Annotated in this window: 12 protein-coding genes; 10 read left to right on the top strand and 2 right to left on the bottom strand. The window is 56.5% G+C overall.

The genetic code is table 11. From position 1 onward, the window contains the following. The first annotated feature begins 258 nt into the window (after window positions 1-258). On the top strand, window positions 259-1557 hold the full coding sequence (locus tag OXH74_RS25645) for a hypothetical protein (protein ID WP_375739451.1): 1299 nt from the start codon (window positions 259-261) through the stop codon (window positions 1555-1557). Between the two features lie 120 nt (window positions 1558-1677). Here OXH74_RS25645 and OXH74_RS25640 read toward each other — a convergent pair whose 3' ends face one another. Continuing rightward, window positions 1678-2553: a helix-turn-helix domain-containing protein gene (locus tag OXH74_RS25640; protein ID WP_375739450.1), complete on the bottom strand. Its 876-nt coding sequence runs from the start codon at window positions 2551-2553 to the stop codon at window positions 1678-1680. Between the two features lie 293 nt (window positions 2554-2846). Between OXH74_RS25640 and OXH74_RS25635 the strand changes: the two genes are divergently transcribed. The 9 genes from OXH74_RS25635 (at window position 2847) to OXH74_RS25595 (ending at window position 13262) form a co-directional block, all read left to right on the top strand. Continuing rightward, the gene (locus OXH74_RS25635; protein WP_375739449.1) at window positions 2847-4100 is read left to right on the top strand and encodes an MFS transporter; all 1254 of its coding nucleotides are present in this window, start codon (window positions 2847-2849) and stop codon (window positions 4098-4100) included. Between the two features lie 228 nt (window positions 4101-4328). Next, entirely contained in the window at window positions 4329-5189 is an 861-nt protein-coding gene (locus OXH74_RS25630) for a hypothetical protein (RefSeq protein ID WP_375739448.1), read from the top strand. A gap of 277 nt (window positions 5190-5466) precedes the next feature. Next, the gene (locus OXH74_RS25625; protein ID WP_375739447.1) at window positions 5467-6747 is read left to right on the top strand and encodes an MFS transporter; all 1281 of its coding nucleotides are present in this window, start codon (window positions 5467-5469) and stop codon (window positions 6745-6747) included. Between the two features lie 315 nt (window positions 6748-7062). Further along, window positions 7063-7902: a dihydroorotate dehydrogenase electron transfer subunit gene (locus OXH74_RS25620; protein ID WP_375739446.1), complete on the top strand. Its 840-nt coding sequence runs from the start codon at window positions 7063-7065 to the stop codon at window positions 7900-7902. Next, window positions 7899-8834, top strand: a complete 936-nt coding sequence (locus OXH74_RS25615; RefSeq protein WP_375739445.1) for a dihydroorotate dehydrogenase — start codon at window positions 7899-7901, stop codon at window positions 8832-8834. Before OXH74_RS25620 ends, OXH74_RS25615 begins: the two co-directional genes overlap by 4 nt. After that, window positions 8831-10087, top strand: coding sequence for a hydantoinase/carbamoylase family amidase (locus OXH74_RS25610; protein WP_375739444.1), 1257 nt, complete (start codon window positions 8831-8833; stop codon window positions 10085-10087). The genes OXH74_RS25615 and OXH74_RS25610 overlap by 4 nt, the downstream gene beginning before the upstream one ends. Beyond that, window positions 10084-11424, top strand: coding sequence for a dihydroorotase (locus OXH74_RS25605; protein WP_375739443.1), 1341 nt, complete (start codon window positions 10084-10086; stop codon window positions 11422-11424). Before OXH74_RS25610 ends, OXH74_RS25605 begins: the two co-directional genes overlap by 4 nt. 38 nt (window positions 11425-11462) lie before the next feature. Then, window positions 11463-11792, top strand: a complete 330-nt coding sequence (locus OXH74_RS25600; RefSeq protein WP_375739442.1) for a hypothetical protein — start codon at window positions 11463-11465, stop codon at window positions 11790-11792. Between the two features lie 201 nt (window positions 11793-11993). Next, window positions 11994-13262 (top strand): malic enzyme-like NAD(P)-binding protein, encoded by a 1269-nt coding sequence (locus OXH74_RS25595; protein ID WP_375739441.1) that lies wholly within the window; start codon window positions 11994-11996, stop codon window positions 13260-13262. A 230-nt stretch (window positions 13263-13492) separates the two neighbouring features. Here the strand turns inward: OXH74_RS25595 and OXH74_RS25590 are convergent, their stop codons facing one another. Next, the gene (locus OXH74_RS25590) at window positions 13493-14116 is read right to left on the bottom strand and encodes a glutathione S-transferase family protein (RefSeq protein ID WP_375739440.1); all 624 of its coding nucleotides are present in this window, start codon (window positions 14114-14116) and stop codon (window positions 13493-13495) included. Window positions 14117-14211 lie beyond the last annotated feature (95 nt).

The raw sequence follows: 14211 nt of genomic DNA, 5'->3' as shown, positions 1-14211 counted from the left end.
AAGTATTCGGGGCATGCAAGCGATCAAGCGGGCAGGGCGTTGCTCGGTTGTTGCGGGCATGGCTGTCCTTCTCCTCGTTGCCCTGTTCCACGTGCAGATGCTGGCTGCTACCCATTGGGCAAACAACGCGGTGGAGAGGGCCGTGGAGGGTTTGGTACAACAGGGGCACTTGGATAATTGGTGCCCTGGCGGTTTCGGGCCGACTTGCCATCTGTTGGCTTGGCGGGCCTGGTCATAACGGGGCTTAAGGATCGATGTATGTCTTCTGCAGAGGTGTTCGAACAACCAAATTCAAGCCCTGGCGGGCCGGTCACTCGTGAGGAGTTGTACGCAGAGGTTTGGCAACGCCCGATGACCAAGATCGCTGAGCATCACGGCGTCTCCTCCAGCTTTATGGCGCGTGTGTGCACGCAAATGAATGTACCTCGTCCACCGCGTGGGCACTGGGCAAAACTGGAGAATGGAAAACCAAGTCCTCAGCCACCATTGCCTGAGGCAAGCCCGGGTGATCTGCAGGTTTGGCGCCGCGGCGATGTCCTGGGACCGATATCTCGGCCACTTCCAAAGGCACCGAGTCCACGGGTAGTTCATCCTGAGCAACTAAGAGTCTCGCGCTCCAAGCAGCACCCAACAGTTGTCGGAGCGTACGAAATCTTTGAACAGGGACGGGTGATCGATCAGGGGTTTCTCAAACCAGGAAAGCAGCGCCTGGTCGATATCGTGGTAACCAAGCAACAGCTCGAAACGGCCCTGAAAGTTGCAAATCAGCTCTTTCTCAAACTCGAAGCCGCCGGTCATCGCGTCATGTTTGCCCCAAGTGATCGAGTGTATTCCCGGGCTCCGATAGATGAGCATGAGCATCCACCCAGGAAGCCGCGGCATCGCTATCCTGCGCTGTGGTCACCCTCCAAGCCCACGGTGGTGTTCGTGGGAACGGTGGCCATCGGACTGACCCTGTTCGAAATGACCGAGGAACTCGAAGCTCGCTATGTCGACCGTGGGTACATTCCGGTTTCCAAGATTCCAGCGCAGCAGCAGCGGCGACTGCATCCGACTCTTAACTGGACCACGCGCATGGATTTCGCCACCGGGCGCCTGTGCCTAAGGGCTTTTTGCCCCTATCCCAATGCAGATTGGAGCCGCAGTTGGAAGGAGAGCAAGGGGAGCCGGCTGCATGGCCAGTTGGATGAGATCGTCCAGCAACTCACAGATGCGGCCCCTGTGATTGCTCGCTTGGTGGAGGAGGGTGAGGAGCGGGCACGAATTCGGCGCCAGGAATGGCAGGAAGAGCTGCGCCGACTTGAGGAGAAGCAAGAACTCAGGCGACAGGTCGAGGCCCGGCGTAATGCGCGCTCAGACTTGCTCTCAGCGATTCAGCAGTGGGATGAAATCAAGCGGATACAGGCTTTCTTCCGTGATGCGGAGGCATCCGTTTCTGAGTTGGTAGACGAGGATCGATGCCTGGCAATGAAAAAGCTCATGCAGGCGCGTGAGCTAATTGGTGAGATGGATGCGTTGAAGGCGCTAATGGAGTGGAAGGGGCCTACTGAACGTTGAGCGGGGGGCTTGTTGCTCGCTTGCCGCCGGCGGTATCACACGGTCTAGAAAGGTGTGAGACTTGGGCAGCAATAGGCCTGAATCGCGGTGTGTGAAAAGTGTAGATGAAAGCCGGTTGATTCAAAGCTTCGCAAGCAGGGCTGTAAGTTGCTGCTTTGCTCGCTTTCCTGAAACTGAACGTTCCAATAGTTCATTAGCCATATTCTTGTACATTTCTACTGCCTCAACTGAGGCGGTGACGCTTGCAATGCCACAATGGATATTTGGTAGTTCACCCAAGCGATAGGGGCTGACTGCAACATAGCAAGCGCTTTTTTGGTGGAAAATCTGGAACGTCATATTAGGGAGAAGTTCATCGATCAGGTAGATATTCAGCTTGGAGTTTTCCTCGCCAATTCGATCGATTAGATACTCCACCTCGCGCCTTGCCTGAAGCGCACGCTCCATCCTTAGACTTGATGGTAGGTCCAGCTTTCCTACCAAGCCAATGTGCAGGAAGCGCTCAATTTGACGTAGGCTGATAATTGAGTGTACTTCAAAATTTTGCTTAGAGAATGTTTGCTTGCGCTCATCCAGAATATCGAGGATCTGTTGCTGCATATCCTCATCTTTCTTAGAGAAATACCGAGGTTTGGCTTCCTCTAACATCGTGACGAAATATTCGGAGTATTGAGGTGACGTCAGTAGGTAGGAAAATGGATCAAAGTAAGAGACGACCTTGAAAGACTTTGCTTCCAATTGACGCATGCGCTCGAAGTAACCGAGGGCGTTCTCGAAATACTCGGTTTCTGATCCCAGCAGGCTATTGACTGGGACCTTGAGCAAATCGGCCATCCGCTCGAGAGTATCTAGTTTTACGATAGTTCCACGCTCAAGGCGGTAGACCGCGGCCCTTGAGATATCTAGCTTCTCCGCAACCTGATCAGCATTGAGCTGACGCCCGATCCTGTAGGCCCTAAGCCTCTCGCCGATGGCTGTGTAGTCGATACGGCTCACAAAGGGCCCCCTTGCCGGTTGAGAATGGCGGCCATTTTGGCGTCCTTCAGCCCTGATGTCACTGGCGAAGCCTCGGTCTATGAGGTCGACGCCCGGTGCCGTGAAATCTCTTGACGTCCTGCGCTCACCAGTATAAAAATTTAGACAAATTCATGGCATGCGTCCAATAAATGATACAAGAGAGGGCACAATGCGACATTCCTACCTACGCTCCACTTGTGTGCTCCGGTGCTGGCCGGCTTTAAAAGCCTTTCTTGCCCACAATGGCTCTTGATGAAGCCTTGGAGGCGTCTATGTCCTATTCCAGTGAAAAGTTGCTGAGGGACCGTTCCGCGTCGCCTCGCAAGGCGCTCATCGCCAGCGTCACCGGTTATGCGATGGATGGCTTCGATCTGCTAATCCTGGGCTTCATGCTCCCGGCGATCACGATTGGCCTGAGTCTGAACTCCTCGGAGGCGGGCTCCCTCGTCACCTGGACCTTGCTTGGTGCGGTGGCTGGTGGACTGATCTTTGGCCAGCTCAGCGACCGTTATGGCCGGGTCAAGATGCTGAGCGTCAGCATCCTGCTGTTCTCGGTGTTTACGGGCCTGTGCGCGGTGGCGCAAGGCTACTGGGACTTGCTGATCTACCGGACGCTGGCGGGCTTCGGCCTGGGTGGTGAGTTTGGCATCGGCATGGCGTTGGTGGCCGAGGCGTGGCCAGCGCATAAGCGCAACCGGGTGTCGTCCTATGTCGGCATGGGTTGGCAGGCCGGCGTCCTGGCGGCCGCAGTGCTGACGCCGCTGCTGCTTCCTCACATTGGTTGGCGTGGCATGTTCCTGGTTGGCCTGCTGCCGGCGCTGGTGTCCTTCGTGATCCGCCACACCATGGGTGAGCCGGAGGAGTTCGTTCGGGCTGCAGCGAATCCGATCTCCTTCGGCGAGCGTTTTCGTGAGCTGTTCAAGGATCGGGCTACCGGCAAGGCCAGTCTCGGTGTCATCGTCCTGACCTCGGTGCAGAACTTCGGCTACTACGGGATCATGATCTGGATGCCGAGTTACCTCTCCAAGCAGTTTGGCTTCTCGCTGACTGCCTCCGGCACCTGGACCGCCGTGACCGTGATCGGGATGACCTTCGGAATCTGGCTGTTCGGGCAGATGGCCGATCGCTTCGGTCGCTGGAAGATCTTCCTGCTCTACCAGGCCGGCGCCGCGATCATGGTGCTGACGTATGCCAACCTCACGGATCCGATGGTGATGCTGGTCGTCGGTGGTGTCATGGGGATCTTCGTGAACGGCATGATTGGCGGCTATGGCGCCCTGATCTCCGACCTCTATCCCGCTCAAGCCCGGGCGACGGCGCAGAACGTGCTATTCAATGTTGGTCGCGGCTTCGGCGGCCTCGGCCCGCTGGTAGTAGGGGCAGTGGCTTACAGCCTGTCGTTCTCGGTGGCCATCATGATGCTTGCCTCGATCTACGTGTTGGCGATGGCTGCCACGCTTTTCCTCTTGCCGAGGCTCAATGGTGGTGAGCCTCAGCCATTCAGCCCCACTGCTGATAGTTCATGACCCGCTTCGGGTCTAGATCGAAAAAATCATGAAGACAGTGTGCGGTCAATACTCCGCGCATGAAAGATTTTTTCTAAAAGAAGCATGAAAAAGTATTAGGAGGTTCTCGAAGAAAACATTTTCCTTTAGGTATTCAGCAATCCCGCAACTCCATAATGGTGGAAGTTTTTGTTTCGAACTTCTTGTCGTGGTCCCGTTTGCCTTGAAAACAACAATTAAGAGGTATATATGAATATTCTGCGTTCATTTAAATTTGGGGTGCTATTGATCGGTTTTGGGGGGGCGGTTCAGGCTGCTGAAAAGGCATCCTGGAGTGACACCTTTATTGGGTATCGCTACAGCCAGCATTACACGGAGCCCGGGAAGAAGGAGGATATTACAAAGAATATTCTGCAGCTTACTCATGTAAGTAGCTACAGGTACGGACAGAATTTCTTCAACTTGGATATCTTCAAGTCGGACAGCAACGACCCTGCCAAAGGTGGCGGTACCGGGGCTACGGAGGCTTATCTGACGTATCGCAACCAATTACACTACGGTCGTATATTTGATCAGCCATTGGCGTTCGGCCCTGTCAAAGACATGGCTCTAACCGCGGGCTTCGATTACAATACAAAAAATAGCGAATTTGCGCCAAATAAAAGGATGCTGGTTCTTGGGCCAACTGTTAAGTTTGCTCTGCCGAAAGGTTTCTTCGATGTTAGCCTTTACTATGCCCGTGAGTGGAATCATTGTGGGCTAGATGTATGCGGGCGTCCAGGAAATCACACGGAGATTCTGTTTGACCCCTACTATCAACTAAATATGACGTGGGGGATTCCGTTTGATGTAAATGGTGCCTCTATGAAATTTCAGGGATTTTACAATCTGAATGGAAAGAAAGGGGAGGATTATCAGAACGTGGAAACTGCACGTGAGCAACTGATGAGAACTTCGCTCATGCTAGATGTGGGGCAGATGCTCGGCGCTGGCAAAAACGTCTTCTGGATCGGGCCGGGTTATGAGTACTGGAGAAACAAGTTCGGTAATCATGGCAAGCCGGGAGTGGACACAGATGCACTCTCCCTCAACCTAGAGTGGCATCTGTAATGTTCAACGATCCTGTCATGAGTCTGTAGGGCCGAATCGATCTAGCGAATTCACGGCTTCTTATCCACCTGAGGTGGTCGGCGACGGATCGGTAGGTTTAGTGACGAATGGTAGTATCAAAATTTAGACAGGTGTTCGTAGGATACGGTGTGTCCGCTAACGGGGGGGGCCATAACCAGAGATGGTTCAGTCTTCTCATCGTAGAAGCTCCCGAAGCCGAGCGTGTCTTGCGCAGCGCGTTGTCTAAAAAATTATACAACAACAAGAGGATCAAAAAATGTCTGATGATTTCGAAAGCAAGGCAAGGCCTAAGGCCGACGCATCGCCCCGGAAAGCACTCATCGCCAGCGTTACCGGTTATGCGATGGATGGCTTCGATCTGCTAATCCTGGGCTTCATGCTCCCGGCGATCACGATTGGCCTGAGTCTGAACTCCTCGGAGGCGGGCTCCCTCGTCACCTGGACCTTGCTTGGTGCGGTAGCTGGTGGACTGATCTTTGGCCAGCTCAGCGACCGTTATGGCCGGGTCAAGATGCTGAGCGTCAGCATTCTGCTGTTCTCGGTGTTTACGGGCCTGTGCGCGGTGGCGCAAGGCTACTGGGACTTGCTGATCTACCGGACGCTGGCGGGCTTCGGCCTGGGTGGTGAGTTTGGCATCGGCATGGCGTTGGTGGCCGAGGCGTGGCCAGCGCATAAGCGCAACCGGGTGTCGTCCTATGTCGGCATGGGTTGGCAGGCCGGCGTCCTGGCGGCCGCAGTGCTGACACCGCTGCTGCTTCCTCACATTGGTTGGCGTGGCATGTTCCTGGTTGGCCTGCTGCCGGCGCTGGTGTCCTTCGTGATCCGCCACACCATGGGTGAGCCGGAGGAGTTCGTCCGGGCTGCAGCGAATCCGATCTCCTTCGGCGAGCGTTTTCGTGAGCTGTTCAAGGATCGGGCTACCGGCAAGGCCAGTCTCGGTGTCATCGTCCTGACCTCGGTGCAGAACTTCGGCTACTACGGGATCATGATCTGGATGCCGAGTTACCTCTCCAAGCAGTTTGGCTTCTCGCTGACTGCCTCCGGCACCTGGACCGCCGTGACCGTGATCGGGATGACCTTCGGAATCTGGCTGTTCGGGCAGATGGCCGATCGCTTCGGTCGCTGGAAGATCTTCCTGCTCTACCAGGCCGGCGCCGCGATCATGGTGCTGACGTATGCCAACCTCACGGATCCGATGGTGATGCTGGTCGTCGGTGGTGTCATGGGGATCTTCGTGAACGGCATGATTGGCGGCTATGGCGCCCTGATCTCCGACCTCTATCCCGCTCAAGCCCGGGCGACGGCGCAGAACGTGCTATTCAATGTTGGTCGCGGCTTCGGCGGCCTCGGCCCGCTGGTAGTAGGGGCAGTGGCTTACAGCCTGTCGTTCTCGGTGGCCATCATGATGCTCGCCTCGATCTACGTACTGGCGATGGCGGCCACGCTTTTCCTCTTGCCGAAACTCAATGGCGGCGAGTCGATGGACTCTGCCTTGGGCGACCAAGCGACATCGGCTGACGTGGTGCCTGGTAAATGAGCGTGTAATCCTGCCGAGATGATGGCTCTCGCTCTCGACGCATCGATGAATGGCAGTATAAAAAATTAGACAAAGACCCCTTGGAGTCGTAGTATCAGCTCTAGGGTACATAGGAAATGAAAGGGCTTCTGGCTGAATCGCTAGCAATTCACGACTCAGCCAGTTTTCTTTAGCAAGAAAGTCTAAATAATTAGACAATCCTGGTCGCCCTTTGAGACACGGGTCCTGCGACGAAGGGTAACGAAAGCCCGATCCAAGTGGACCTTTCGACAATAAGAGCCGAGCTCGGCGATATCCCTATCGTGGAAGGCTGAAATGAGCACAACGATTTCTAGTCATGGTTCCAAGCCTGTTGAAGTTGTTCCTCCGGATGACACTCGCGGTGTCGTTCTTGTTAATGAGTGGGTTAACAACGAATACAAGCGTTTGGTGCTTAAAGCAGAGGGTGCTGCCTGTCACTCGCAGCCAGGCCAGTTCTTCAACCTTCTTTGCCCGTCGGAAGGTGCGCATAAGCCATTCTTCCGGCGCCCGATGAGCACCTATAAGGCAGATCCACTAAAGGGGGAGGTCGAGTTCCTCTACAAGGTCACTGGCGCAGGTACCTATGGCCTACAAACCTTGCGTGAAGGGGAGTCCCTCGAAATCCTCGGTCCGCTGGGCAGGGGATTCCACCTGCAGCTTGGCTGGAAGCACATGATCATCGTGGCGCGCGGCGTTGGCCTGGCCACATTAGCCCCTCTGGCAGAAGCAGCTCATGGTCTCGGGATCAAACTGACCGCAGTGTTGAGTGCGCGAAGCGAAAAGAGCCTGCTCTCGAAAGATCGCTTTGCATCGCTCGGTGCCGAGGTAATCACCGCCCTTGATGAAGACGGCAGCAGCTCTCCAGAAAGCATGGAGGCAATCCTGCGAGAAGTGATCTCGCGCGAAGGGACCGACGCCATGTTCACTTGTGGCTCCAAGCGCCTTACCCGGCTGCTGAAGCGTCTGTCTGCCGAGTATGGCTTGGTGGGACAGGTCGCCCTGGAGCAACAAATGGTCTGCGGTCTTGGCATGTGTCAGTGCTGTGTAGAGGTGTTTGAAGTGAACGGTCTGAAGGTGGGCAAGCGCGTCTGCCTAGAGGGGCCGGTATTCGATTTGGCGGAGGTGGTGGAATGATTGACCTCAGCGTAAACATCGGCGGCCTTCGCCTAAAGAATCCAGTCATGCCTGCGTCCGGCACTTTTGCGGAAGAGCTTTGCCATCTACTCGACTTCAATGAACTTGGCGCTCTGGTCACAAAGACCATCACCGAGGAAAAACGAACTGGAAATCCTCTGCCGCGAGTGTGTGAACTGCCCGATGGCATGATGAATGCCATTGGCATCCCCAGCAAAGGCGCACACGTCTTCATTGAGAAGGTTGTACCTTTCTATCGCGACTTCGACTCTCCCCTCATCGTCAGTGTCTCGGCTCCGACCGTGAAGGGATTCGCCGACATCATGGCCCGGCTCTCCGACGTGCCGGGAGTTGCGGGTATCGAAGCCAACATCTCATGCCCGAACATTGAATCCCACGGCAAGTCGTTTGCCATGCACGCCAATAGCACTGCTCAGGTGGTGAAGGCGATGCGCGCGTCCTCCAAGCTGCCGTTGTGGGTCAAGCTGACACCTAACAGTGGGGATGTAGTTGATGTGGCTCGGGCCGCCGAGGCGGAAGGTGCTGACGCCGTGGTGGTCGGCAACACCCTGCTTGGGTTGTCGATTGATATCGAAAAGCGTCGTGCTCGTTTGGGCAATTTCATGGGCGGAATTTCCGGCGCAGTCATCAAGCCGCTCATGGTGCGCCTGACCTACCAGTGCGCACAGGTCCTGAAAATCCCGGTCGTTGGTTGCGGAGGGGTTTGCACTGCAGATGACGCGCTTGAGTTCATGCTCGCCGGCGCAAGTGCCGTGCAGGTGGGAACTGCGACCTTCATCCAGCCCAAGGCCATGAGCGACATCATCAAGGAGTTGGAGGCGTTCTGCCTGCGTAAGAACATCACGGAACTGCGTTCGTTGATTGGCGGACTCGACGACTCGTTGGGCGAACCGTTTGGAGCGATGCCATGAAGCACTTCTGGACTAGTCAATCCACCCGGATCTTTGCCGACCTTGCAGAGCTGACGCGTGATCCTGAAGTCGGAATTACCCGTGAAAGCTATGGTGACGGCGAGAGCCTGGCCATTCGTTACCTGACCCAGTTCGCCCAAGAGGCCGGGCTGAAGGTCTCCACAGACCGTGCTGGCAACATTGTGTTTCAGCGCAAAACAGACTTGGGAGGTCCGAGCTTGTGGTGCGGCTCACATCTCGACTCTGTGCCGCAGGGAGGCAACTACGATGGCTTGGCTGGTGTCGTGGCGGGGTTGCTGTGTCTCAAGCAACTGGACGAAGAACAAGCAACCACGCCGCTAGCCTTCCGAGTACTTGGGCTACGAGGAGAAGAGAGTGCCTGGTTTGGAAAGTCCTATATGGGCTCCCGGGCCCTGATGGGAGGGCTGAGCCCCGCTGACCTGACCCTCACCAATCGCTTCAACAAGAGGACGCTAGCGGAGAGGATGAAGGCCGTTGGTGCAGACGTCGAAGCTATCAGTCGCCAGCAATGGCTCATCGACAGGTCGGAGCTAGCTGGGTATGTCGAGGTGCATATCGAGCAGGCCGAATCTCTCGAGCGACAAGGTCAAGCGCTCGGTGTTGTGCCTGGAATCCGAGGCAATCTACGTCACAACCAGGTGATTTGCATTGGCGAAGATGGTCATTCTGGAGCCGTGTCTCGACAAGATCGTCACGACTCGGTTTTTGCCGTGAGTGAGCTGATTGCCCGGATCGACAAGCGTTGGGGCGAGTGGGTCGCGTCAGGTCGCGACCTGGTGGTTACTGTCGGGACCATAGGAACCAACACGGCCCACCATGCTGTATCGCGCATCCCAGGCGAAGTCAGCTTTAGCCTGGAGTTGCGTAGTCTTCACCAGGCGACGCTCACAGAATTCTATGAGCTTATCCAGCAAGAGAGACGTCTGATAGAAGAGGCCCGCAAGGTTTCCTTCGAGTTCGACCAGCGCATCGACACTCAACCGGCTTCCATGCATGGTCCGTGGGTTGATCACCTGCAGGCGATCACCCGGGAGCAGGGGTTGCAAGGCGTCCTCACTCCCAGCGGGGCTGGACATGACGCTGCTGTGTTTGCCAATGCCGACATTCCGAGTGCGATGCTGTTCATCCGTAACCAGCACGGTTCCCATAACCCTCACGAGGCTATGCGGATAGACGACTTCGTGCAGGCCACCTCAGTGCTTTATCAAGCCGCGAAGGAGTTCAAGCTGTGACCACGTCCAACTGGCTGATCAAGGGGGCGACTCTCGTGAATGAAGGGCAGCGCTTCGTTGGTGACCTGCGCATTCGCGACGGTCTGATCGCTGAAATAGGTCAGCATCTGGAGTCCCTGGCTGCTGAATCGATCGTGGCGGCTGAAGGGCTATGGCTGCTTCCGGGGATGATCGATGACCAAGTGCACTTCCGCGAGCCGGGGCTGACCCACAAAGCGGACATTGCCAGCGAGTCTCGTGCATGCGCTGCCGGCGGCATCACCAGTTTCATGGAGATGCCGAATACCAAGCCGCCAGCTCTGGATCGGGTCTCGCTGGAGGCCAAGTACGCGTTGGCCGCGCAGTCTTCTGTCGTGAATTACGCTTTCTACATGGGGGCTAGCAACGACAATCTGGAGGCAATCCGAGCAATCGATCCGAAAGCGACGCCCGGCGTGAAGGTATTCATGGGGGCTTCGACCGGCAACATGCTGGTGGACAATCCCGATGTGCTGGATGCGATCTTCCAAGATACCCCGGTGATGATCATTACGCACTGCGAAGACACGCCGATGATCGACGCCAACCTTGCTCAAGTCCGTGAGCGCTATGGTGATGACATCCCGGCACGAGAGCACCCGTTCATTCGCTCCCGCGCGGCTTGTATCAAGTCCACGCGGCTTGCGATCGAACTGGCTCGCAAGCATGGCACCCGCCTGCACGTGCTGCACATCTCGACTGAAGAAGAGTTGGAGTTGTTCGAGCCGGGCCCACTGTCTGGCAAGCAGATCACCGCTGAGACCTGTGTCCATTTCCTGCATTTCAACGAAACCGACTACGAGCGTCTTGGGTTCCTGATCAAGTGCAATCCGGCGATCAAAAGCGAATCCGATCGCCAGGCAATTGTGAAGGCACTGGCGGACGGTCGGCTCGACGTGCTGGCAACGGACCATGCACCTCATTTGTTGGCCGAGAAGCAGAATCATTATGGCAGCGCACCTTCTGGCATCCCCCTGGTCCAGTACGCCTTGCAGACTGCTCTGGAGCGAGTTTTTGCAGGTGACCTCACGCTGGAGCGGGTGGTTGAAGTTGTCAGTCATGCGCCGGCCAGGCTGTTTGATGTCCAGGGCCGAGGTTTCCTGCGTCAGGGGTATGCCGCAGATCTGGTGCTCATTGACCCTCAGCGCCCGCATCTTGTGTCCAACTCGGAAGTCCTGTCTAAATGTGGATGGACGCCATTCGATGGCGTAACGCTCTCTACAAGCATTGCTGCTACGTTTGTGAATGGCCAGCAAGTCTGGGATGGGAGCGAGGTGAATCCGGGTGTACGTGGGCAACGGCTAACGTTCGCCAGGTAGTTGTTTTAAAACCGACAGCCTAATTGGTGAATAAATATATGAAGTTCTCAGAAATGGTTGCTCACTTCGCGGAAGCATTACCGGGAACTGAGTCTTTCAAACTTGCCAAGAACGACTGCGAGGCGATCATTCGTGATGAGCCTTCTCAAGCTGCAGCCGCCTTCTTGATCGCAGGCTTCTGCCGTACATACGTGTTGCTCTATGAGGACCAGGCTCTCAGCATGGAGTTTGCTCAGAGGAACAAGGAGCAACTGCTTTATTACATGCGCTACTTGGATCACGCATTGGGTATAAATGACCCAGTCGTCGCCTATCAGGCTATCAACGAGGTTGTACAACAGTACGTCGCCAGCGATCGAATCTTCTGAGTCACGCCTGAACCGCATCTCAAGGCTAAAAGCGCCACGCATGCTTTTAAGTGAGAGGCTCCCTCTCGGCCTTGAGGTGCCTTAGACGAATCCAACTACCTTAAAGTTTTCTAGATAGATCTAAGTGAGTTCGCTGGATAGCTGAAGAGTTGTCGGCGCACATTACTTATTGTCTATTGTGCTCAACAATGGTGTTTAAAGATGACTTCTCTTAAAGCTGCTGCTCTTGAGTATCATGCTCAACCCCGTCCCGGGAAACTCAGTGTCGAGCTGACCAAGCCGACTGCCACTGCCCGCGACCTGTCGCTGGCTTATAGCCCAGGTGTCGCGGAGCCGGTGCGTGAAATCGCACGCGATCCCGAGCTGGCCTACAAGTACACGGGCAAGGGTAATCTGGTGGCAGTGATCTCCGACGGCACCGCTATTCTCGGTCTGGGCAACCTCGGCCCGCTGGCCTCCAAGCCGGTGATGGAAGGTAAGGGCGTGCTGTTCAAGCGTTTCGCCGGCATCGATGTTTTCGACATTGAAGTCGACGCAGAAAGCCCACAAGCCTTCATCGACACCGTCAAGCGCATTTCCATCACCTTCGGCGGCATCAACCTGGAAGACATCAAGGCGCCCGAGTGCTTCGAGATCGAGCGCACCCTGATCGAACAGTGTGACATCCCGGTGTTCCACGATGACCAGCACGGCACCGCCATCGTGACCGCAGCTGGGATGCTCAATGCGCTGGAAATCGCCGGCAAGAACCTGGCCGAGGCCAAGATCGTCTGCCTCGGTGCCGGTGCTGCAGCGATCTCCTGCATGAAGCTGCTGGTGAGCATGGGCGCCAAGGTCGAAAACATCTTCATGATCGACCGCAAAGGCGTTATCCACGCTGGCCGCGACGACCTGAACCAGTACAAGGCCGTTTTCGCCCACGAGACCGACAAGCGCACCCTGTCTGAGGCGCTCGACGGTGCAGATGTGTTCGTCGGCCTGTCGGGTGCCAACCTGCTGAGCGCGGAAGACCTCAAACGCATGGCGCCGAGCCCGATCGTGTTCGCCTGCTCCAACCCGGATCCGGAGATTGCTCCGGAGCTGGCGCATGCGACCCGCGACGACGTGATCATGGCGACCGGTCGTTCCGACTACCCGAACCAGGTCAACAACGTACTTGGGTTCCCTTTCATCTTCCGTGGTGCTCTGGACGTTCGCGCGACCCGTATCAACGAAGAGATGAAGATTGCCGCTGCCCTGGCGCTGCGTGACCTCGCCAAGCTGCCGGTGCCAAAGGACGTCTGCGATGCCTACGGCGTGGCTTCCCTGGAGTTTGGTCGTGAGTACATCATTCCGAAGCCGATGGACAAGCGTCTGATTACGGTGGTGTCCGATGCCGTTGCCAAAGCCGCGATCGAGTCCGGCGTGGCGACTCTGCCGTATCCGAAGCACTATCCGCTGAAGTCGGTAGATGACGTCTTTAGCTTCTGATCCGTCGGCCAATCTTCAGCAACACGAGCTAGAGAGGAAGGTATTCAGATTGCTGGACCCTGAACCAAAAGCACGCCGCACGGGCCGCCCTCTAGGCCTTGCACGAGCACAGCCGCGACATGCTGAAAGCTACCATTCCCGAAACCCCGGCTCGGGCCATCTCCCCGAGGAGTGGCACGTAATGATCAACAACGTGGTTAACAAGCCGCTCCACTGACGCGACCTTCGCACTACAGACCGTGGCGCTTCCAAACAGCGGCGACGGCGGGATTGGCGGTCACGCCATTGTGGAGGGCCTTCAAGTTGGGATGCTTAGCGAGGAGGCCCGGCAGATCATTGTTCCAGTCGGCGATCATGGCGGCATAGATGTCGGCTGCGCTCATCGCCGCACCGAGTATGAACGGGCCGTGGCCCAAGGCTTCGGCGAAGATGTCCCATTCCTTGGCCATCAGCCGGATCGCCGCCGACTTGGCGCCGTGGGCGCCGTTGGGATCGTCGGTGTAGCCGCTAGGGAAGTCCCATCGGCCTTCAGTCATATAGGAATTGGCAGCAAGGAACACCATCCAGCGCAAGTAGCGAGGGCGGAGCGGCGAGGCAAGGCCCGGCGCTAGCTGGGCGTCTGGAAAAGCGTCAGCGAGGTAGATGGCCATCGCTGCGCTTTCCGTCATCACGCTGCCGTCGGGAAGCACCAGAACCGGAACTTGGCCCATGGGGTTGAGCTCGATGAACCAGGGCGGAAAGCGCCGCGCGGTGTCTTGCTCGACATCGACGGCTGTATAGGGGACGCCGCACAGGGCGAGCACCGCTTCGACCGCCATCGAACCCCAACTCCTGACGCCGTAGAGCTTGTACATGATTCCTCTCCACCGCTGCGAATACGGACACGAAAGGGGACAGATCCATTTTTCCTACTCTAACGCCCCTTTTGGCCGACTTCTGCCTGCCATGA

The sequence above is a fragment of the Metapseudomonas boanensis genome, assembly GCF_042232855.1.
GTDB lineage: Bacteria > Pseudomonadota > Gammaproteobacteria > Pseudomonadales > Pseudomonadaceae > Metapseudomonas > Metapseudomonas boanensis.
This window is presented reverse-complemented; position numbering and strand designations above follow the sequence as displayed.